This is a genomic window from Paenibacillus sp. FSL K6-1230 (genome assembly GCF_038002385.1).
In the GTDB taxonomy this organism is placed as follows: Bacteria; Bacillota; Bacilli; order Paenibacillales; family Paenibacillaceae; genus Paenibacillus; species Paenibacillus massiliensis.
This window is the reverse complement of record NZ_JBBOCK010000001.1, coordinates 1,254,153-1,275,135: the sequence shown is the minus strand read 5'-3', so window position 1 is coordinate 1,275,135 and position 20,983 is coordinate 1,254,153. Positions and strand designations below refer to the sequence as shown.

General features: G+C 48.8%; 16 protein-coding genes and 1 riboswitch. Of the genes, 3 read left to right on the top strand and 13 right to left on the bottom strand.

What is annotated here, in order from left to right; translation table 11 throughout:
* The first annotated feature begins 129 nt into the window (after positions 1-129).
* Positions 130-276: riboswitch (FMN riboswitch) on the top strand.
* Between the two features lie 185 nt (positions 277-461).
* Positions 462-1,427, top strand: coding sequence for a DMT family transporter (locus tag MKX74_RS05505; RefSeq protein ID WP_018886639.1), 966 nt, complete (start codon positions 462-464; stop codon positions 1,425-1,427).
* Positions 1,428-1,751: 324 nt separating this feature from the next.
* Here the strand turns inward: MKX74_RS05505 and MKX74_RS05500 are convergent, their stop codons facing one another.
* Together MKX74_RS05500 and MKX74_RS05495 are read right to left on the bottom strand one after the other, a co-directional pair.
* Complete coding sequence (locus MKX74_RS05500) at positions 1,752-3,248, bottom strand: carboxylesterase/lipase family protein (protein ID WP_341177757.1); 1,497 nt, start codon at positions 3,246-3,248, stop codon at positions 1,752-1,754.
* Between the two features lie 94 nt (positions 3,249-3,342).
* Positions 3,343-3,900 carry a GbsR/MarR family transcriptional regulator gene (locus MKX74_RS05495; protein WP_018886641.1) on the bottom strand — a complete coding sequence of 186 codons (558 nt, stop codon included), beginning with the start codon at positions 3,898-3,900 and terminating at the stop codon, positions 3,343-3,345.
* A 619-nt stretch (positions 3,901-4,519) separates the two neighbouring features.
* On the opposite strand from MKX74_RS05495, the gene MKX74_RS05490 reads away from it, so the two are divergent.
* Positions 4,520-5,737: a quaternary amine ABC transporter ATP-binding protein gene (locus MKX74_RS05490; RefSeq protein ID WP_018886642.1), complete on the top strand. Its 1,218-nt coding sequence runs from the start codon at positions 4,520-4,522 to the stop codon at positions 5,735-5,737.
* Positions 5,715-8,294, top strand: a complete 2,580-nt coding sequence (locus MKX74_RS05485; RefSeq protein WP_341177756.1) for a glycine betaine ABC transporter substrate-binding protein — start codon at positions 5,715-5,717, stop codon at positions 8,292-8,294. The genes MKX74_RS05490 and MKX74_RS05485 overlap by 23 nt, the downstream gene beginning before the upstream one ends.
* Positions 8,295-8,566: 272 nt before the next feature.
* On the opposite strand, the gene MKX74_RS05480 is transcribed toward MKX74_RS05485, so the two are convergent.
* From MKX74_RS05480 to MKX74_RS05430, 11 genes are all read right to left on the bottom strand, one after another.
* Positions 8,567-9,802, bottom strand: a complete 1,236-nt coding sequence (locus tag MKX74_RS05480) for an ABC transporter permease (protein ID WP_341177755.1) — start codon at positions 9,800-9,802, stop codon at positions 8,567-8,569.
* A gap of 1 nt (position 9,803) precedes the next feature.
* Positions 9,804-11,120: an HlyD family secretion protein gene (locus MKX74_RS05475; RefSeq protein WP_018886645.1), complete on the bottom strand. Its 1,317-nt coding sequence runs from the start codon at positions 11,118-11,120 to the stop codon at positions 9,804-9,806.
* Positions 11,121-11,143: 23 nt separating this feature from the next.
* Positions 11,144-11,737 carry a TetR/AcrR family transcriptional regulator gene (locus tag MKX74_RS05470; protein ID WP_341177754.1) on the bottom strand — a complete coding sequence of 198 codons (594 nt, stop codon included), beginning with the start codon at positions 11,735-11,737 and terminating at the stop codon, positions 11,144-11,146.
* Positions 11,738-12,133: 396 nt separating this feature from the next.
* Positions 12,134-13,495 carry an ABC transporter substrate-binding protein gene (locus MKX74_RS05465; RefSeq protein WP_028591045.1) on the bottom strand — a complete coding sequence of 454 codons (1,362 nt, stop codon included), beginning with the start codon at positions 13,493-13,495 and terminating at the stop codon, positions 12,134-12,136.
* A gap of 110 nt (positions 13,496-13,605) precedes the next feature.
* On the bottom strand, positions 13,606-14,427 hold the full coding sequence (locus MKX74_RS05460; RefSeq protein WP_018886648.1) for a carbohydrate ABC transporter permease: 822 nt from the start codon (positions 14,425-14,427) through the stop codon (positions 13,606-13,608).
* Positions 14,424-15,365 (bottom strand): carbohydrate ABC transporter permease, encoded by a 942-nt coding sequence (locus tag MKX74_RS05455; RefSeq protein WP_404821498.1) that lies wholly within the window; start codon positions 15,363-15,365, stop codon positions 14,424-14,426. Before MKX74_RS05455 ends, MKX74_RS05460 begins: the two co-directional genes overlap by 4 nt.
* A gap of 277 nt (positions 15,366-15,642) precedes the next feature.
* A complete protein-coding gene (aguB, locus tag MKX74_RS05450; RefSeq protein WP_018886650.1) occupies positions 15,643-16,518 on the bottom strand; it encodes an N-carbamoylputrescine amidase in 876 nt (291 codons plus the stop codon).
* Positions 16,519-16,646: 128 nt separating this feature from the next.
* Positions 16,647-17,681 (bottom strand): agmatine deiminase family protein, encoded by a 1,035-nt coding sequence (locus tag MKX74_RS05445; protein WP_341180520.1) that lies wholly within the window; start codon positions 17,679-17,681, stop codon positions 16,647-16,649.
* A 181-nt stretch (positions 17,682-17,862) separates the two neighbouring features.
* Positions 17,863-18,567: a DUF421 domain-containing protein gene (locus tag MKX74_RS05440; protein ID WP_341180519.1), complete on the bottom strand. Its 705-nt coding sequence runs from the start codon at positions 18,565-18,567 to the stop codon at positions 17,863-17,865.
* Positions 18,568-18,812: 245 nt separating this feature from the next.
* Positions 18,813-19,331, bottom strand: coding sequence for a DUF3231 family protein (locus tag MKX74_RS05435; RefSeq protein WP_341177753.1), 519 nt, complete (start codon positions 19,329-19,331; stop codon positions 18,813-18,815).
* 192 nt (positions 19,332-19,523) lie between these two features.
* Positions 19,524-20,702 (bottom strand): IS110 family transposase, encoded by a 1,179-nt coding sequence (locus MKX74_RS05430; protein WP_341177752.1) that lies wholly within the window; start codon positions 20,700-20,702, stop codon positions 19,524-19,526.
* Positions 20,703-20,983: the final 281 nt, after the last annotated feature.

Here is a 20,983-nt window from a genome sequence, read left to right as displayed (position 1 = left end):
ATAAGATCATGATCTGTGCAATGAGAAAAATCATGTAAAACGGCAAGATTCTTTTTACATTTTCATATATTTTTCACTGGACGAAATCATAAAATCAATATATTCTGTAAGTAACTAAAAAAACGGAATAAGGATCTTCGGGGTAGGGTGAAAGTCCCAACCGGCGGTATAGCTCTAATGAGAGCTGAGCCCGCGACTCATGCGCTTCCATAAGTGTATGACTGATTTGGTGAGATGCCAGAGCCGACGGTATAGTCCGGATGGAAGAAGATCGACACATTAAGCCTTTTGTATGTATAGCTGGTGGTTTAGGTATACGTGTATTATTTCACATACCTACAATTATCCTATATATGCTGAACTGGTTTATTTGATTAGCCCCCGAGCGTACACCTTATCCGTGTATTTCGGGGGCTTTTGTCGTCATCACCGGTCCTGTATTCATAAAGGAGTCTTAAAGCATGAGCGATACTACTGCAACCTCTGTTAGCTTTTCCAGACCGAAAATGAACAGCGGCTTTTGGCTGGTCGTCCTTGGTGCAGCCCTCTGGGGCGTTGATCCACTGTTCCGCATTCTGCTGTTGGACACTCTAACCTCCGCGCAGATCGTCCTTCTGGAGCATGTCCTGCTATTCTTATGTGCAGCTCCTATCCTCTGGAAGCATCGGGAAGAGCTGAAGCGTATTCGCCTTCGCCATGCTGTCGCCCTGTTCATTGTATCCTGGGGCGGTTCGGCAGTAGCTACCATCCTGTTCACCATGGCTTTGGCAGATGGCAATCCGAATGCCGTCCTGCTACTGCAAAAGCTCCAACCACTGTGTGCTATTATCCTAGCGCGCTTCATTCTGAAAGAAATGCTGCCGAAGCACTTTGGCTGGTTACTGGTAATCGCACTGGCTGGTACCTATATGCTTACCTTTGGCTGGTCCCTGCCTTTTGGTCATGTCAACGAATTCATCCAGATGGGAAGCTTGCTCTCTCTGGGAGCTGCGGCTCTGTGGGGCGGATCTACGGTTATGGGACGCTATCTGCTTGGCACCATGAAATACGAGACGGTAACTTCTCTTCGCTTCATGCTGGCCTTGCCGCTGTTGATGATCGTTACAGCTGTAGAAGGTGCTCCATGGCAGTTCCCGGCTGGACTAATGGCTGCAGGTGCTGTTACGCTCAACCTGATTCTTCAGGCCCTCTTGCCTGGACTGCTCAGTATGTTCCTGTACTACAAAGGTCTCGCAACCACCAAGGCGTCATATGCTACGCTAGCTGAGCTAAGCTTTCCAATGATCGGTGTCATCATCAATTGGATTGCATTTCGAGAGATGGTCACGCTGCCCCAGCTCACGGGCTTCATGCTGATCTGGGCCACCTTGTTCATCATTTCCCGTCAGCATAAAGAACCGGCCATGGAACCTAAGCTAGTATCTTAAGCAGATCAAATATGAGTATAGAGCCGCTGCAAGTGGGGAGCCCTGTCGACCACTGTTAAGCCTGCTGTTCATTGATCTAGGATCTCCCCAACTCATTAAATCTAATAAACGCCAAGGGCGATACCAGAGTCAAAGTTGACTACTGATATCGCCCTTCTCTTGTTGTACTATAAGGCACTTACCTTGGTTACTTCAATGTACTCACCTGTTACTAGGCATTCATCCTATGAGTTAACTGATATTGGTCACACATGGAATTGTTATGTACCCACGATATAACCTCTCATTAACCTCTCCTACTACGACCTGATTTGTCACAATCCGCTAGCTCGCTTCACCCGTGAATTGTCTACGCTTGTCTGCATCCGGGTCCGAGACGAGACTGAGCTCCTGATCAAACACCGCCGTTACACGCTGTGTCGTCTCATAGGCGGGCCATTGCAGCGCCGCCGTTGCGGGATCGCCCGTCCGGGCAAAGGCAGCCCAGGCCGACAGCATTTGTCTCGACAGCTCCTTCATGTCCTCAGTGAGATGAATGCCAAGTCCAGTCAATAGCTCAAGGTTACCGAATACGAAGGCGATCTCTGCTCCATGCACTGCTTTTCCCAGAAAAGGGTGGCCTGCAAGTGACCAATCGAACCGATACATCCACACGGATTGGTGTCTTGCTTGTGCTGAGGCATACTGTACAGCTGAGCGCCAGAAATACAGCTCAGTCATGAATTTGCTTTGCCCCTCGACGGTCATTGGATAATACCGCAGCAGTTCTTCCCCATTCTCCAATCCTGTCAATGCATAGATCGCTTGTACTGCCATTTCGGGACTGATGAGATGCTCTGGTTCGCGAACGAAATAGGCCCCTTCGTCCAGATTCGTTCCGATGAGCAGTGGTACCTGAGCTCCTTGGCCGGATTGAATACAGGACAGCGGCTCCTCTGGCAAAGTATTCCCATCCACCACGGGCTGGAATAGCAACGTAATCCCGGCAGAGCCAACCTTCTGGTGCAGCTTATAGGTTGCCATCGTAATATCCTCCAGCGGTATGGCTGACAGATGCTCAACGGTTGGCTGCTCTACACCCAGCTCCTTCAGAAAAGCTGCCGCGATTGCGTGCGCCTTGTTGGCCTCCAGCACCTGTGATGCCCCACTTTGCATAATGGCCCGCTGGAACAATCCCTTTGCCGAAGGCATAGCTAGCAGCGCCCCGATGCTCATGGCACCAGCAGACTCCCCAAACACGGTTACGTTCTCAGGATCACCGCCGAAGGCCGTGATATTCTCCTGTACCCATCGGAGGGCAGCCACTTGATCCAGTAGGCCCGCATTGGACGCCAGCTCTGGGTCAAACGATGACAGATGCAAGAAGCCCAGCGGTCCCAAACGGTAGTTGATCGTTACGACCACCACATCTCCTTGCTGTGCAAGTGTACGCCCGTCATACAAGGACATGCTGCCAGAGCCCGTTACGAAAGAGCCACCGTGAATCCACACCATGACAGGCTTGCCCACAGAAGATACCGCTGTAGCCTCAGTTGCCAATGCTGGGCTCCATATGTTCAAATACAAGCAATCCTCAGCAGGATCTGGCTGCTCCGCTCTTGACCCAAAGATTCCCTCACTACTCTTGCCTGGCTGTGGACATACGGGGCCGAATTGTGCAGCATCGCGGATGCCCTCCCAGCTGGAGGGTGGCTCAGGGGCCTTGAAGCGCAGTTCTCCAACCGGTGGACTTGCATAAGGAATTCCCTTCCATACCCATACACCCTGTTCCTCTGTACCTTGTAACCATCCGTACTGTGTCTGGACACGACCGTCTGACATTTGAATACCTCCCCATCAAATATACATTTAGGATCTGAGGCCTCATTCAGGCAGCTACTCCACGGCGGTATCATCCTGTGAGACAGCCTTCGGCTCACTGCTCTTCTTTTGGCACCAGCTTGTAGATTTCTTCATCCTCCAGAGCGTCAATCAGACGATCCAGCCACTTGTAAAAAGATACTGCCTGCTTCATTTTATCACGATCATGCTCCAATATTTTCCTAAGTTCATCATTCTCCAATTCCTGGTCCAGTAACTTGTCCATTTCGTAGATGGCTTTGCGCATGACCTGGAGATTCATTTCGACAGCTTTACGCCACTTGATCGCGAAAAAATCTGCGAAGGTCTGATGCCAATCCATCTCTACTTCGTACAGATCCTTTCTGGAGCCTTTATTCCACACTTTATTGACCATTTTCAGATCAAGCAGTGTTCTCATGCTCGTGCTCATGCTGGTCTTGCTCATTTCCATTTCACGTCCCATGTCGTCCAGCGTCATGGGATGGTCCGCGAAGAACAGCAGCCCATACAGGTGCCCTGTAGATAGAGTTACACCATATAGATCCATATTTTTACCAATGGCCTCAATCACTCTTTTACGAATCTTCTGCAGCGTCTCCTGCTGCACTTCAGTCAATTGGTCCAAGCTCATGCTTGCAACCTCCTATCAGCTATTCTTGCTTCAATACTTCTTATATTTGCTTCTCTGCTTCCAGAGGAATGTAACTCGCATGTTCTTACTCCGCCAGATGCTCTCCTATTTCATGACACAGCGGGACCCGACATGAATCATGCCAATCCCGCTTGCTCATTCTAAATATGAAGCTGTAAAAGCTCTCTGGTGTCTTTTTTGTAATTATATAGAATTTGTTTACATTATTTAAGAAAAGAACATGCATTTTTTCACTACTTTGCTTCCTTTTCATTAACATTCGGTTTCAAAAGTCTGCTTTTTGCTTATATTTCTGATTATTGTCTATTCTACAGAAAAGAATAAAGCAAAGTAAAGTTACGAATGTTAAAGCTATTGAGAGCATAGTGGAGGATATTAGAGGATAATTTCATACAGTTTTTTCTGTACGTTCCTTATGAACAGATTTTTCGGTTGAAAGAAACGTAGACTGTCTGTTACAATTATCAACGTTGCGAACGAAGCCTACGGTCATTCATACAATTAGCTTTCGTAAGCAATCCCTTAACTTTGCATCAATCGCCATACAAGCACCAACGGGGTTAATGGAAAGCGAAAGATAGAGAGAAGAGGTGGATATATGACTATTTTGGAAGTCAGAAATGTCAGCAAGCTATTCGGTCCTAACGTCGAACAAGGCGTATCCCTGCTTGAGCAAGGATGGACTAAGGAAAAACTGAATAAGGAAAAGAATATTACCGTAGGGGTCAACCGGGCCAATATGGATATTCAGCAAGGTGAGATTTTCGTCATTATGGGCTTGTCCGGTAGTGGTAAATCTACACTTGTACGTATGTTCAATCGTCTGATTGAGCCGACCTCCGGCGAGATTCTTGTGCATGGCAAGGATTTGCGCAAAATGAACAAGGAACAGCTACGGGAAGTTCGGCGCAAGACGATCAGTATGGTGTTCCAGAAATTCGCATTGTTCCCGCATCGTACTGTGCTGGAGAATGTAGAATATGGACTGGAAGTTCAGAATGTAGACAAGGCTGAACGCAGACAGAAGGCAGAGCAATCGTTGGAACTGGTCGGCCTCAAGCATTGGGGAGACAAGATGCCAGATGAGCTAAGCGGTGGGATGCAGCAGCGTGTAGGTCTAGCTCGTGCATTAGCCAATGATCCTGAGGTACTGCTGATGGACGAAGCCTTCAGTGCCCTGGACCCGCTCATTCGCCGCGACATGCAGGATGAATTGCTTGAACTGCAGGATAAAATGAAGAAAACGATTATTTTCATTACCCACGACTTGGATGAAGCGCTGCGAATCGGTGACCGCATTGCCTTGATGAAGGACGGAGCCGTCGTACAGATCGGGACTCCGGAAGAGATCATGATTCAGCCTGCCAACTCGTATGTGGCGCGTTTCGTGGAAGACGTGGATTTGTCCAAAGTACTTACAGCAGCGCATGTCATGCGCAGACCCGAGACGATAACACTGGATCGTGGTCCTCGTGTAGCCCTGGAGCTCATGCGCGAACGCGGGATATCCAATCTGTTTGTCATCGACCGCTCCAAGAAGCTGCTGGGAGTCATTACTGCTGAAGATGCTGCGGCTGCCCTGAAGGCAGACAAGAAGCTGCAGGATATTCTAATAACAGATGGACCGCAGGTAGCACCGGATACCGTCATGAATGATCTGTTCGAGATTACAAGCTCCTCTAAGGTTCCGCTGGCCGTCGTAGATCAGAACGGCAAGCTGCAAGGAGTCATTGTACGTGGTGCCCTGCTGGGTGCTCTCGGCGGAGAAGTCTCATTGAAGGAGGTGTCTGAGCATGCCGAAAATACCACTCGCTGAATGGGTTCAAAGTATTGTTGATTGGATGGCGGTGAACCTGGAAGGATTGTTCAGCGTTATCTCTACCGTTATTTTCAGCATTGTAGGATTCTTCTCAGGACTCTTTATGCTGCCACATCCGATTGTATTTATAATCATTCTAGGAATAATTGCTTACCTGGTAGGACGGGTACCGTTAACATTGTTCACCGTGCTCGGATTCCTGCTGATTGATAATCTTGGCTATTGGAGTCAGACGATGGATACGCTGGGTCTTGTCATTACCTCGGCGCTGATCTCCGTGCTACTCGGTGTACCGCTTGGTATCTGGTGTGCTTACAGCAAGACAGCATCTCGAATCATTACACCACTGCTGGACTTTATGCAGACGATGCCTGCATTCGTATACTTACTACCGGCTGTAACATTCTTCAGTCTCGGTGTTGTTCCAGGTGTCATTGCGTCTGTGATTTTCGCAATTCCGCCAACGATTCGTATGACCAACCTCGGGATCACTCAAGTATCCGGCGAGCTCGTCGAGGCTGCAGATGCCTTTGGTTCGACCTCGGGTCAGAAGCTCTTCAAGGTACAACTGCCGCTGGCTATGCCAACACTCATGGCCGGTATTAATCAGACGATCATGCTGTCTCTGTCGATGGTCGTCATCGCTTCCATGATCGGGGCACAAGGTATTGGTGCTGAGGTCTATCGTGCTGTAACCCAATTGCAGATTGGTAAAGGCTTCGAAGCTGGTCTGGCCGTCGTCGTCCTGGCTATTGTACTTGACCGCTTCACACAGAACCTGTTCAATTCGGGGCGTAAAAAACAGAGTCGTGTGACCAGCAAGCAAAAAGCGCTGATCGCTGCTGCTGCGGGTGTAGTGATTCTGATCGCTGGTGCATCCCAATATTTCATTGGCAATGACTCCTCTGCTTCTGGTAATCATCAAGCCAGCTCCAGTGCAGGCGAGGCCGTGGACTACCGAATTATCGGTATTGATGCTGGTGCTGGAATTATGAAGTCCACGCAGAAGGCCATCGAGGATTATGAATTAAGTGACTGGACACTGGTAGAAGGCTCTGGAGCAGCCATGACCGCTGAGCTGGACAAGGCTATTCGTAACGAAGCCCCTATCATTATCACGGGCTGGACGCCGCACTGGATGTTCAATAAATATGACTTGAAATATCTAGAAGATCCCAAGAAGTCTTATGGTGAAGCAGAAGAAATTCATACCATTGCACGTAAAGGTCTTCAAGAAGATCACCCTGTCGCTTACGAGTTCCTGAATCGCTTCGAATGGACCTCAGACGACATGGGCGAGATGATGATTGCTATTCAGGATGGCACAAGTCCAGAGCAAGCAGCACAGGATTGGGCTGAGAAGCACAGCGACAAAGTCGATGCCTGGACTGATGGCTTGCCCCCTGTAGGTGGCGATACCTTCAAACTTAGCTATGTGGCTTGGGATTCCGAGATTGCCAGTACCAATCTGCTGAAGTATGTGTTGGAGAATCGTTTGGGCTACAAAGTCGAAGCTCTGCAGGTAGAGGCTGGACCGATGTGGACGGGAGTCGCCAGTGGCGATGTCGATGCATCCCCAGCAGCTTGGCTACCATTAACACATGCCGACTACTGGGACAAATACAAGGGTGAGATTGACGACCTGGGTGCGAATATGACAGGCGTGAAGACGGGACTGGTCGTCCCTGCCTATATGAATGTCAACTCCATTGAGGATCTGAAAGGCGGCAATACAGCTGCCTCCAATAATGATAATACCGCCGCTGTCGGTGAGGAGTTCAAATACCAGATCGTTGGTATTGATGCTGGAGCAGGGATTATGAAATCAACAGCACAGGCCATTGAAGACTATGGTCTGTCGGATTGGAAGCTGATCGAGGGTTCCGGTGCAGCCATGACTGCCGAACTCGACAAGGCCGTGCGGAGCGAGCAGCCGATCATCATTACCGGCTGGACGCCGCACTGGATGTTCAACAAGTATGATCTGAAGTATCTGGAGGACCCTAAGAAAACTTACGGTGATGCGGAAGAGATCCATACCATTGCCCGAAAAGGTCTGAAGGAGGACCATCCTGTCGCATACGAGTTCCTGAACCGCTTCGAATGGACCGCTGACGACATGGGTGAGATGATGATCGCTATTCAGGCAGGCACAAGCCCTGAGCAGGCAGCTCAGGATTGGGCTGAGAAGCACAGTGACAAGGTTGACGTCTGGACCGAGGGGTTGACACCTGTGAATGGTGATACCTTCAAATTCAGCTATGTGGCCTGGGATTCCGAGATTGCCAGTACGAACCTGCTGAAGTATGTCATGGAGAACAAGCTGGGCTACACCGTGCAGGCTCTGCAGGTAGAGGCTGGACCGATGTGGACGGGAGTCGCCAATGGCGATGTGGACGCTTCTCCTGCTGCTTGGCTTCCGCTTACACACGCCGATTACTGGAACCAATACAAGGACCAGCTTGATGATCTCGGCGCGAATATGACAGGTGTGAAGACGGGGCTGGTTGTCCCTGCTTACGTGAATGTCAACTCCATTGAAGAATTGCAATAACTTATTATAAGTTAACTAAAAGAGTATTTACACTGGCCACTCCGATGACAGAACAACATTCCGATCGCTGTTATCCCCAGATTTCTTTTAATTTTCTTTTTAAAGGGGCAATCCGGGGATAAATGCGAACGCTACGCTTCTCCACGTTGTTTCTGCCCTCTCCGTTATCGTGTAAAAAGTTTAGTTGGATCTGGATCTGTAAAACATTAACTGCACAACGTAAAGGTCGAGGAAGTAGCTCTGTGTAAGAGCCTGCCTCGACCTTTGTTATATTATCTACTCCATCCCTGACTGGCTTGGCCGCGAACCGCATTATCATCCGCCAGAATCGCCGAACCTTGCTCATTAGTCTGTTTTTGTCTGAACCACAACGGGTAGATCACGAATGACACGAGCAAGGTAATACACCCTATAAGCCCTAATGCCAGAACATCCTTCAGGACGTAGTCCATCCCCAAGCCCTTCAGGGTCAGATTGCGCACAGCCTCCAGATAATACGTCAGCGGAAGCGCATGGCTAATCCCCTGAATAAATCCAGGCATCGCTTCAATTGGCCAAGTATATCCCGATAGCATAAAGGAAGGAACTGCGATGAGCATCAGCACCTGTGTAGCATTGACCTTCGTCGTCGAGATAAGACTGAACAGGAAGCCAAGCCCGCAGAGTGCAAAATTGAACGCCAGTGATACTAATACGAACGGTAACAGCTGACTATTGAACGGAATCCCGAAGCCTAACGCGCTAATGCCGAATACAGTCACCGTGTTGATCGCTCCAGCCAGGAAATACGGAGTCAGCTTGGCGATGGCCAGCCGCCAAGGCGTATGGCGCCAGGCACCGAAGCGTGCCCATGTTCCTCGCTCCTTCTCCCCGGTACAGGATAGTGCAATTCCAAGCAGCAAGCATTGCTGCAAGGCTGCGCCAAGTACACCGATAGGCATGAAGAGCTGATAATCATAGGTCGGATTGAACAACACCCGCGAGCGGAACGGAATCGCACTGAACGTCGCTGCAGCCTGATCCGGGTTCATTCCCTTCATTTCCAGCGATTTGGTGGATACTCCTGCACTAATGCTACTGATGACCTGATTCGCAATCCGGCTTGCACTATTGGAATACATCATATTACTACCATCTATAAGTGTCATGACTGGTATGTTCTCTCCATGCTTGATCCGATTCGAGAAATTATCAGGTATGATAATGCCTACCTTAGCCTCACCGGACTCCACCTGTCTGACGACTTCGTCTTCATTAAAGACCTGCCGATTCACGGCAAACGTATCTGTCGCATCGAACGCCTGAACAATCTGTCTGCTAAGCTGCGATTGATCGCCGTCATACACCGTCACAGGCATTTCTGTAATTCGTTGATTCATGTATAAGAAGCCAAATAATATCGTATAAAGGATAGGCGTAGCCAGCAAGATTAACAGCAATCTTCGATCTGCAATCAGCAGTCGGAACTCCTGGGCAAGAACGCCCCTGATTGTCAGTTTGTCATCCATATTAATGTGCCCCTTGCTGCAGGAATACGGTAGAGCCTGTCGGTACGGTATCTGGCAGATCCGTCAGCAGTACTTTGATTCCAAAGGAACGCACATCCGTATCACCGGAGTTCTGACTCGGTCTTTGTGTTGCGAAGTCTGCTGCTGCATCCATTACAGCAACCTTTCCTTTGACCACAGATTGATCCGACAGCAGACTCACTTGAACTTCATCGCCTACATGAAGACCGTTCAGCTGTGTCTCTGGTACATAGAATTTGGCCCAGCGCTCGCCGGTTGTCTCAATGGTATATACAGCGAAGCCTGCACTAGCCAGCTCTCCCAGGTTCAACGTCTTGGAGCGAATGACTCCGTCAGCCGGTGCAAGTAATTCAGAATATCCTACATACGTCTGTACTTCCTGCAACGCCGCTTCGGCTTGTGCTACTTGGGACTCAGCACCCTCCACAGTGGATTGCGCCTGCTTCACTGCAGATTGAGCCTGTTCTACAGAGGCTTGAGCCGCCTTGACATCCTCCTGTTTCAACGTCACTTGCCCTGCTCCGGCTTGGGCTTCCTTCACAGCAGCAAGGGCTTGCTGATATTGAGCTTCTGCAGCTGCAATTTCTTCACTTCGGCTGCCCTGCTGGATCAGGTCCAGTTGTTGGCTGGCAACCTCATACTTAGTTTTTGCCTGTGAATGATCCAATGTAGCTTGATCCAGTTGGGCCTGCGTAGCCGCGCCTGCATCCTTCAGATCACGGATACGCTGTAGCTGCGTAGTCGCCAGCTCATATGCAGACTTGGCAACCTGCTGGTTCAGCTGCGCCTGTTGAATCTCCTGTGGCCGAGCTCCCGTCTTGAGTGCATCCAGCTTTGCCTTCGCGGCTGCTGATGCTGCTTTGGCCTGGGCAATCTGGCTCTCAACGGTCTGGGACGTCACACCTACCGCAGTATTGCCTTGACTCTTCTTGGCTTCAGCTGCGCCTACCGTTGCTTCGGCTTGGCTTACGCCTGCTTTAGCCTTGGAGACATTGGCTTTGGCTGCTTGCAGGGCTGCTTCAGCCTGCTTCACTTTATCCTCTAGCTCTTTATTTTCGATCCGAGCAATAACTTGGCCTTTAGTAACTTTATCCCCTTCATTCACTAGCAATTCGGAGATGCGGCCACTTGTCTTGAAGCTCGCATTAATGACGTCTGATTCTACAGTTCCTGAAGTACCCGAGAAATCAGATTGTCCAGAAGTTGTCTGTGTACCCTGGAAAGCGAACAGTGCGTAGAAGCCCAATGCAATGATAAGTATAATACCTGCATAAATTGTATATTTCTTTATAGTCATCTCTAATCCACTCCATGAATTGATTATAATTGCGGAGCCTTCAGCCCCAATGCATTGTAAATGAATGTTCTTACCGTTCTGCGAATCTGCGGGTCGGGAACACCGTCTCCCCCAATAACGACGCTCATCGGCATGAAGATGTAGATCCCGAAGACACAATTGGTAATCGTCTTGGTGTCGAGCTCCTGTGCAATGAACCCAAGCTGCTTGGCAGAATCAATCTCGTTCTCCATGTAGGTAAAGTAGCTATCTAGCACCTGGCGAATATCAAAATGATGCTCATTGACGACCCAGCCCTTACTGACGAGCAATCGGCAAAAATCCTGTTCCTCCCTCATGAATTTGAAATGAAGCTCAAAGAGTTGCTCCACCCGCTCCATGACATTCTCCGTTGGAATCAGATCCATGCTTTGCTTCATTTGCTCCACGAATCGGTCCATACCTGTCTTGAGAATGAAGATATACAGCTCCTGCTTGTTCTTGAAATTATAGTACAACGTGCCTTTGGCAATGCTGCATGCCCGTGCGATCTCTTCCATATTGGTCTCGTTATAGCCACGTTCGGAAAAGGCCCTCAGTGCACCATTGAAGATGAGCTCCTTCGTTTGATTTTTCATGCTTCCTCCTTTTTTTGAACTGACCATCCAGTACAAAAAATCCACTGAAGTTATTATAATCATGTCAGTGCCCTAACTTCAATACTAAAATTTCCAATCGAATGAATTTAGAATAACCGTTCAAACAAGTCGTTCAATAACCTTGGGAACAGCTCCCAGCAACATGGACAATAAAAAGGCTCCCCTCAAGTGTGTTGGTAAATGTGACTTTACCTATCCACTCTGAGGAGAGCATATTAGCCTCTTCAGCTGTAGCTATTCAATTCTACGAACCTAGTACCTTGACTGAAATTGATTGTGATTTCAAATGATCTACAGAAAGCAAGCTTGACAGTGATCGAAGGGATCCCCGCTTGCAGCGGATCTACACTCCCCCAGACCATTCAATCTGCGTGCTTATTGCACCGTCTGATTATACTGCGCAATCTTCTCCGTAATTTGCTGTGCTGCCTGGTCCAGGGCCGCCTTCGGCTCCTGTTGTCCATTTAACACCGACTCGATGGCACCTTCCGCAATCTGACGAGCCTCCGGGAATACACCCATGACAGCCCCTTGCGTTGCCTTCGTCGCGGCAGAAGCGTGCAGCTGATCGACCGCAGTCTTGAATTGTGGATATTTCTCCATGTTATCCTTCAACACCTGCTGCTCATAAGCTGCTGTTGTAATTGGGAAGTAGCCCGTATTCACACTCCACTCCGCCTGAACCTCAGGAGAAGCGACGAACTTGATGAATTCCCAAGCCGCTTGCTGCTGCTCCTCTGACTTGTTGTTCATAATATAGAGACTGGCTCCCCCAACGACGACCCCACCCTCAGTGGCGCTAGAAGGACGCGGCAAGAATGCTGTACCTACCTCGAATTTGTCTCCAACCTTCTCCACGATGGAACGCAGGCCTGCTGTCGAATCCAGTGTCATGGCAATCTGACCTGCTGCAAATGCACTGTTCGTGTCGTCGGTATTCCGTCCCAGATTCGAAATAATCTTCTTATCCAGCATGCCCTTCCACCACGTCAAGGTTTTCACGCCGGCTTCGCTGTTAATCAGAGATTCAGTGGCAGCAGCGTCTCGACCATTGCCATTGTTCACGTACTCAGCATTTTGATTAGCAAAAAATTGCTCCAGGAACCATCCATAAATCGCGATGGAAGCTCCTGTCTGTCCGTTCGCATTCAGAGCTGTAGCCGCTTGCTCGAAGTCTTCAAACGTCACAGGTGGCTTCTCAGGGTCCAGGCCCGCAGCCTTAAAGGCATCCTTGTTATAGTATAGAATTGGATTGGATGTATTGAATGGCATCGCATTCAGCTTGCCGTCTATCGTGTAATAACGAGTGATGTTCGGCTCCAGCTTAGACAGGTCAAATTGATCCTTATCAATGAATTGCTGTACCGGGGTGATGGCTTTGGAATCAATCATGAATTTACTCCCGATCTCATAGACCTGAATCAGATCCGGTCCACTATCCGAGCCCATGGAGGCCTTGAGCTTGTTCAGGCTGTCATCATACTTCCCTTGATAGATCGCTTCAACCTGAATGTCGCTTTGTGAGCTGTTGAACTTATCTGCGATTTGTTGAATGGCCTTCTCACCATTTCCGGACATCGAGTGCCACCAGGTTACCTTAACAGGACCTCCAGTACCGCCATCACTCGCAGGATTTTGGGCATTCTCCGCCGCTGTACCTCCACTGCAGGCTGAGAGAACGAGCAGCATACTAAGACAAATAAGCATGAGTGGAATAGATTTCTTACGCGTGAACATGGAATCGCTCCTTTGATTTGAATGAATATGGATTTGGATTAATGTGAATGAGATTATGGTAATGAGATTATGGTAATGAGATCATGTGAAAGAGATCATGTGATACTGGTTTATCCTTTCAGAGCCCCTGCTGCCATCCCACGTACCAGTTGCTTCAGCCCAAGGATTAACAGGAGCAGCGACGGTAGAATAACGAGCGCAGTTCCTGCAAATACGAGATTCCACGAGGTGGCTTCCTGAAATTCCAGCATGGATATGCCAATCTGTACGGTGCGCATCTGTGGTGTGTTCGTAACGAGCAATGGCCACAAATACGCATTGTACATATCCAGAAAAGAATAGACCGCAAGTGTGCCAAGTGCCGGACGAGATAGCGGCAGCACGTGGAACAGGAAATAACGAATATGACCACATCCGTCCATGCGTGCCGCCTCATAGAGCTCCTTGGGCAGCTGCATGAAGAATTGGCGGAGCAAAAAAGTCCCAAAGGCTGTAGCGAGAAAAGGGATCGTAAGTCCCTGATATGTATCGAGCCAGTTCCAACTGCGAATGGTCAGATAATTCGGAATCATCGTGACCTCCCATGGGATCATCATGGTAGCCACGAACAGGCTGAACATGAGATTTTTGCCCTTGAATTCCATTTTGGCAAACGCATAAGCTGCGAGACTGGCGGTAATCAACTGACCGACCATGGTGATCCCGGATACCAAGAACGTATTGGCAATGAATCTGCCAATCGGTACAATCCCGAACACTTCAACGAAGTTCACCAGATGAAAGGATGTCGGGACAAGACGCGGCGGATAAGCACTCGCATCCTGCGGTGACATGACGGACATAAAAAATGTATAAATTACCGGGTACAGCACGAGCAGAGCCAGGATCGTCAATACAACATAGATCAGTGATGTCTGCAAAGAACGCTTCATTGATAATGCACCTTCTTCTCTACCCATTTGAACTGAATGAGCGTCAACAGGAAGATGACACTGAACAGTACGAGTGCCTGGGCGCTGCCCGTTCCGAAGCGAAAGTTAACGAAGGCTTCCTGATAGATTGAATAGACGAAGACATTCGTGCTGTTCATAGGTCCACCCTTGGTCAGAATGTTGATCTGAGCGAAGGATTGGAACGCCCCGATGATGGATACGACAACCACGAAAAAGATTGTCGGGGACAGCAATGGTAACGAGATACGCCAGAACGTAACCATCGCCCCTGCTCCATCGATTTTAGCACTCTCATAGAGCTCCTCCGGTATCCCTTGAAGCCCACTGGACAGGACTATATAATTGAAGCCCAAATTCATCCAGATGGTCATCATGGCAATCGAGAACAAGGCCCAGTCCGGGCTTGTCAGCCACGGAATCGGTTCAATTCCTACCAGGCTGAGCCAATAATTCAGCATGCCCAGAGTCGGATGAAAGAGGAATTTCCAGATGACTGCTGAGGAGCCTACCGACAGCACCATTGGCAAGGCAAAGCTGAATTGGAAGATACGCATTCCCCTGAGCTTTGTGTGGGTCAACGCAGCCAGTACCAATGCTAGCAAAATGCCAACTGGCACTGTGAGCAGGGCGAATAGAACGGTGACCTGAATGCCCTGAAAGAAGAGTCCCGAGCGAAGCAACGTCACAAAGTTATCCAGTCCCACGAATGCTGCTACCTGCCCGGTGGGCGAGGTCGAGTGAAGACTCAAATAGACGGATTTCAGCATCGGGTAGAACATGAAGATGGAAAATAGCAGCATCGACGGGGCCAAGAATACATAAGCCAATGCTTGCTCACGAAGCATTTGTACCCGTAGCGAGGCTGGTCGATTCATGCTCTGTCGCGCCTTGGTTCTTTTGCGAACCGGAAAATTCATCGACTCGTGAAGCTCACTCATAAATTCATCCCTTCTGCAATGACTTAAAACGGTAAATTGTTCCTGTTACCTTCATCAGTGTAGAGATCATGTGTCATGTGAGCATCATGCGACTGTTATTCCTCTGTTAATATTGGGTAGTTTTGTTAAAAGAGAAAAAGACTGATGCTTACCATCACTGGTAGTCATCAGTCTCATTTTATTACAGTATTTTGTGAAATTTGCAGTACTTCTGATTGTGCAGCCCATACTAATGGGAGAAAGGATTGATCCGAGCCTACAGCTTGATTTCCCCATCATACGTTGCGATAGCCTTGTATAGCTCTGGACGACGATCGCGGAAGATTCCCCACTCTATACGTGCATTTTCCAATGCATCCAGATCAAAAGTAGCTGTCAGCACGGATTGCTCTGTACGTCCAGCCTCTTGAATCATATTCCCTTGCGGACCTGCAATGAACGAGGAGCCGTAGAACGTAATGCTGGAATCCTCATCCTCCTCCAGTCCAATCCGATTGGAAGCAATGACAGGAATCAGGTTAGAGGCTGCATGTCCACGCATGCACATCTGCCAGTGATCCTTGGAATCAATGTCTCCATCCTGCGGCTCCGAGCCGATCGCCGTAGGGTAGAAGAGCAGCTCTGCTCCCATGAGCGCCATGCATCTGGCCGCTTCCGGGTACCATTGATCCCAGCATACGCCCACACCGATCTTCGCATAGCGTGTATTCCACACCTTGAAGCCGGTATCACCTGGATTGAAGTAGAACTTCTCCTCATAGCCAGGGCCGTCCGGGATATGACTCTTCCGATACTTGCCTAGTACTTCTCCGTCCGCATCAATGACGGCGAGAGAATTGTAGCGTGCATAGTTCTTCTTCTCATAGAAGCTGATCGGTAATACGACCTGCAATTCCTTGGCGATCGCCTTGAAATGATTCACGGCCTTGTTGTGCTCCAGCTCCGTCGCGTATACATAGTAATCAGCCTTCTCCTTCTGACAGAAGTAAGGCGTCTCGAACAGCTCCTGCAGCAAAATAATTTGCGCTCCATCCGCCGCCGCCTGGCGCACAAGAGTCTCTGCCTTGCTAATATTCTCATCTATATTCGTTGAACAGCTCATTTGGGTAGCTGCAACCTTCACTTCTCTCATGTTCATCCTCCTTTAAGACGATTCATGCTAGGGTCCCGTACCTTGACCAGTCAAATGTGAGGCTACAAACGGGAGCCCTGTCGACTGCGCTTCACACGTTACACCTGAAATTAGATTCGGCCAAGTTACTAGCCTCGGATTGAGGCAGGCATCTGCTGTGTGGTGCAATGTACATTTCCGCCTTCACGAATAACGGCCATGCCGTCTACTGTGCGGATACGACGATTCGGGAACACCTGACTCAGCACCTGCTCCGCAAGTCGATCTGTCTCTGCCGCCGTCTCGCCGAATACTGGCAGAATGATGCCGTCATTGACAAAATAAAAATTAATATAGCTTAGGGTTAGTCGGCTATCTTCATAATCTCTTCTCGGTGGCTGCTGAATCTCGATAATCTCCAGCTTGCGCCCACGAGCATCGGTTGTGTTACGCAGAATCTTCAGATTTTCACGGCTGATCTCATAGTTCTCATCCTCTGGATCATTGCACACCTGAATGATGACCTTGCCTGGCGCAGCAAAACAAGCAATATTATCGACATGACCATCCGTCTCGTCACCAGATAATCCACGCTTCAACCAAATGACCTTCTCCACTCCTGTGTAACGGTACAGCTGCTCTTCAATGTCAGCTCTGCTCATCTGTGGATTACGATTCGGATTCAGAAGACATTCCTCTGTCGTCAGGAGCGTGCCTTCTCCATCCACATGAAGAGAGCCTCCTTCCATGACGAGCGGAGCATCAAACTGGGTAACACCCAGATGCTGCAAAATCTGTGGCGCCACATGATCGTCCAGATCCCAAGGCTTGTATTTCTCGCCCCAGGCATTGAACTTCCAGTTCACACCTGCCAGACGTCCACTTGCATCCTGGATGAAGGTCGGACCGTTATCACGCAACCAGGCGTCGTTATGCTCAATTGGTAGCAACTCTACATTGTCACCAAGCTGGAGTGCACGCACTTGCTCCAGATCAGCACCATTCACCACTACGGTGACAGGCTCGAATTCGGCCATCGCGCGAATAATCTCTGCGTAGCCCTCACACACGGAAGCATGGGTGTCAGGATAGACCATGGAGGATTGCACAGGCCAGGATATAAAAGTACGCTCATGCGGCGCCCATTCTGGCGGCATGCTGTATTGTTGTTCATTTGGATACATGTTCACGGCTCACTTTACTATAGAATTCTGTACCTCAAGCTAAGATGCCCTGCAATCAGACAAGATTCAATACACGCAATCATCTCGTGACTCACTGCTACCTTGAAGCTGACTGCAAACTCAAGCTACATCATACAATATTATGAGCTTGTCCTCAATGCCTGCCTCGTTCCTCGCTTGGTTAATTCAGGGTTTTATTCTCGTGATGGGCCTCTCCTTGGCTCAACTCCTTGAATAAATCAGATTCCACGGAGGAGGCTGAAGCCTGTTCCGACTTTAGCTGCTGCTGCTGTTGTGACTGTCCTTGTTGCTGTGACTGTGCTTCTGACTGCGTTTGCAACTGTTCCTGCTGACTGCTTCCCCAGTATTGCTCCATTAGAGCCTTGACTTGTCCAAACGTTACAGGCTGCGCTTCAGGCATATATTCGTAGCCGATCAGACCATTGGTCTCCACCGTCAGCGTCTTTATATCCTCAAAACGAGCAATTCCTGTCTGCCGTAGTTTCATCTCCAGCTGGTCCACTGTCATCCGTAGCTTCTTTAGTTCATGCTCCTGCAGCCGTCCCTCACGAATGACTGTCACCGCGCGGCCGCGCATCAAATTCTCGAACCAATTCCATTTCAGCTCCAAATATTCCAGCAGCAACAAAATAGCAATGAATGTAACCGCTGCTATCAGAGCCAACCAGATGCTCTTATCTGCAATCGGCTGTACGATGACGGTACCAATGGAGATCATGATGACTGTAGTGGGAATTGTCATTTGCGAGATGGATTTACGGCCCGCGATTCTTAACAGCACCATAGCTCCTATAATGACAACGCATGACTTCCAGAATTCTTCCCATACTTCATAGAAATTCACCTTGAACACCTCTATTCTCATCACTTCATACTTCGCTATTTTTCTAAGCCATCAGGATGTGTGTACAACAGCGCTTATAATTCATTGTGAGTTAAAGCAACGAAAAAGATTCATTTGTATGTACTTTAAAAGGCTAGTGTTCGATTCCCTTCCCTTTGAAGCAACAATTCACATGCAATAAATATAAGAAAAGAACAGGCGGATCTTAGCCACCTGCTCTTCGGCATGCAAGGTATATCCCGTTAGTTCTACAGTTAGCGATACAGTTACACTTCCACAGTTTCAAGTCTCTTCACTTGAAGTGGAGGAGGAATCAGCCAGCCTTTTTCTTTCGTTAATTGAAGAATGCGCACACCCAATGCGGCCTTCGTCACATGGTATTTGGCATATAGTGCCCCTATGTCCTCTCTAATGCATTGACCCATCATGGAGCTACATGCTGCCAGGCTTGCCGCTGTGTCTACGGCGATCTTGGCTGCAATCTCTGGGTCTGTAAATCGAGCTCCTGCAGGGATATCCTCTAATTTAACAGCAGGTCTCTCTGGCAGAGCCGGGGATGGGGCAATTCCGTTATCCGTCAACAGCGTGTCACACTCTTTAATCTCCAGCTTGGCTTGGTCGATCAGAGCCTCTAACGTCTTTCTCAGATCCTTATCGCCTGCATGATTCAGGTACGCCTGGTAACAAGAGAGTGCTCCTTTGGCCATCATGGATGTCTGCCATACTCCATAGACTTCTCCGTAATGCATTGGTTCATCCTTAGGGTTGCCACTTAGTATTCCCATACATATCACTCCTTTATTTTTTGACTCGTTTAGCTTCTCTGCTTGAGTGATGGAATATGCAGATGAGAATACTGGAAAACCAGCTAATACTTGTCAAGGATTTTGTATTGGTGATTCACGTTCTTCTTGGTATACTATTTTTGAGCACAACAAAGAACCCTCATTGGCGTGAAGGTTCTGGATAATTATGGGTCAAGGTTTGAAGGGCTGCTGTTTACTGAGGATGGCGTACACGTGATGTAGTAGCTTGTTGGCGCAGGCGATCACGACCACCTTGTACGGCTTGCCCTCTTTTCTTTTTTTCTCGTAATACTCCCGAATTCTTAGATTAGCACTTCCTCGAATCCCACACTGTACGGCTAAATATAACGCTCTACGAAGCCTCTTGGAGCCTCGTTTGGTTATTCGGGAGCTAGTCGCTGTGAATTTTCCGGAGCTGAATATGCCGGGGTCTAACCCTGCAAAAGCCACCAGTTGTTTGGCTTCTTTAAACTGCCGAACATCTCCGATTTCTGCGACAATAGCGGCTGCCAACTTATCTCCGATTCCCGGTATACTCTTCATGAGTTCAACCTCTGGAAGAACCGTTGCCAGCTCATCCATTTGCTTCTCCAGTACACTCAATTGTTCTGTGAATGCTAGAACTAAGCTTACCATACTGCTTAAAACCGAGGTTTGTGTAGGGCTCCTCGGCTCCTCACTCCATCGGGACAATACTTCCTTGAGGTGTTCTGTCTTCGCCTCTGCCCACTTCTTAGAATGTGATTTTCCTGCGTTTTTTTGGATGACTCCATGAAGATCCTCTGCTTGGTCTTCCAAGCAACGAGTAAGCACGTGTAGAGATGTCGCCGAGAACAGGTTACTAAAAACCTTCTCATATTCCGGGAAAACCTGATCCAGCAAGGCCCTCATATTTAATTTTGCTTGTACAAACATCCCCGTTACAAACTCATGCTGCCTCGTCACATGCTGAAGTTCCGTATAGCCCTCTTCCCACGTCCGGTGCGGGGTGACATCTCCCCGGTAATACATCTCGGCTAAATGCCAAGCATCTGCCGCATCCGTCTTCACCTTTCTTAACCGAGTACCCTTCGCCCGCTTAGCCTGTAAGGGATTGACGATGAAATATGTCCATCCACTGCGTTTCAAGTAGGCGACAAGTCCACGATGATAGTGACCGGTTGCTTCCAGAATAACCACTGGCGACTGCTCAGTCTGTGCTTGCAACTCGGATAGAAGCCGACCCAATTGCTCCAACCCACTTTTCTCGTGGGAGATGCTTATCGCCTTCCTCCAAGACTCATTCCGCTTTAAAAATGCTTGTACCACGCTGAATCCCTTTGCTACATCTACTCCCACTACAGGCTCCATAACAACCTCCTAAATCGTATTTGCCGGCACTCCTACGATGGTTCCAAACCCATAGCTTCGCTTGTGATGCGGGGTCTATTGCCCCTACCAGCTCAAACATGGTCATTGGAGATAGTAGGAGAACAGTTTTTGTGACGGGGTAACTCTCCCCAAAAGGCCCTGCGTTCTCCCGGCTACCGCCATCTTATTCTACCTACAAAAATAGGCCAACCAGAAGTTTCTGGCTGACCTAATAATACGAAAAGGCCCTTCACTCCATAATCACTTATGGGAGCAAAAGA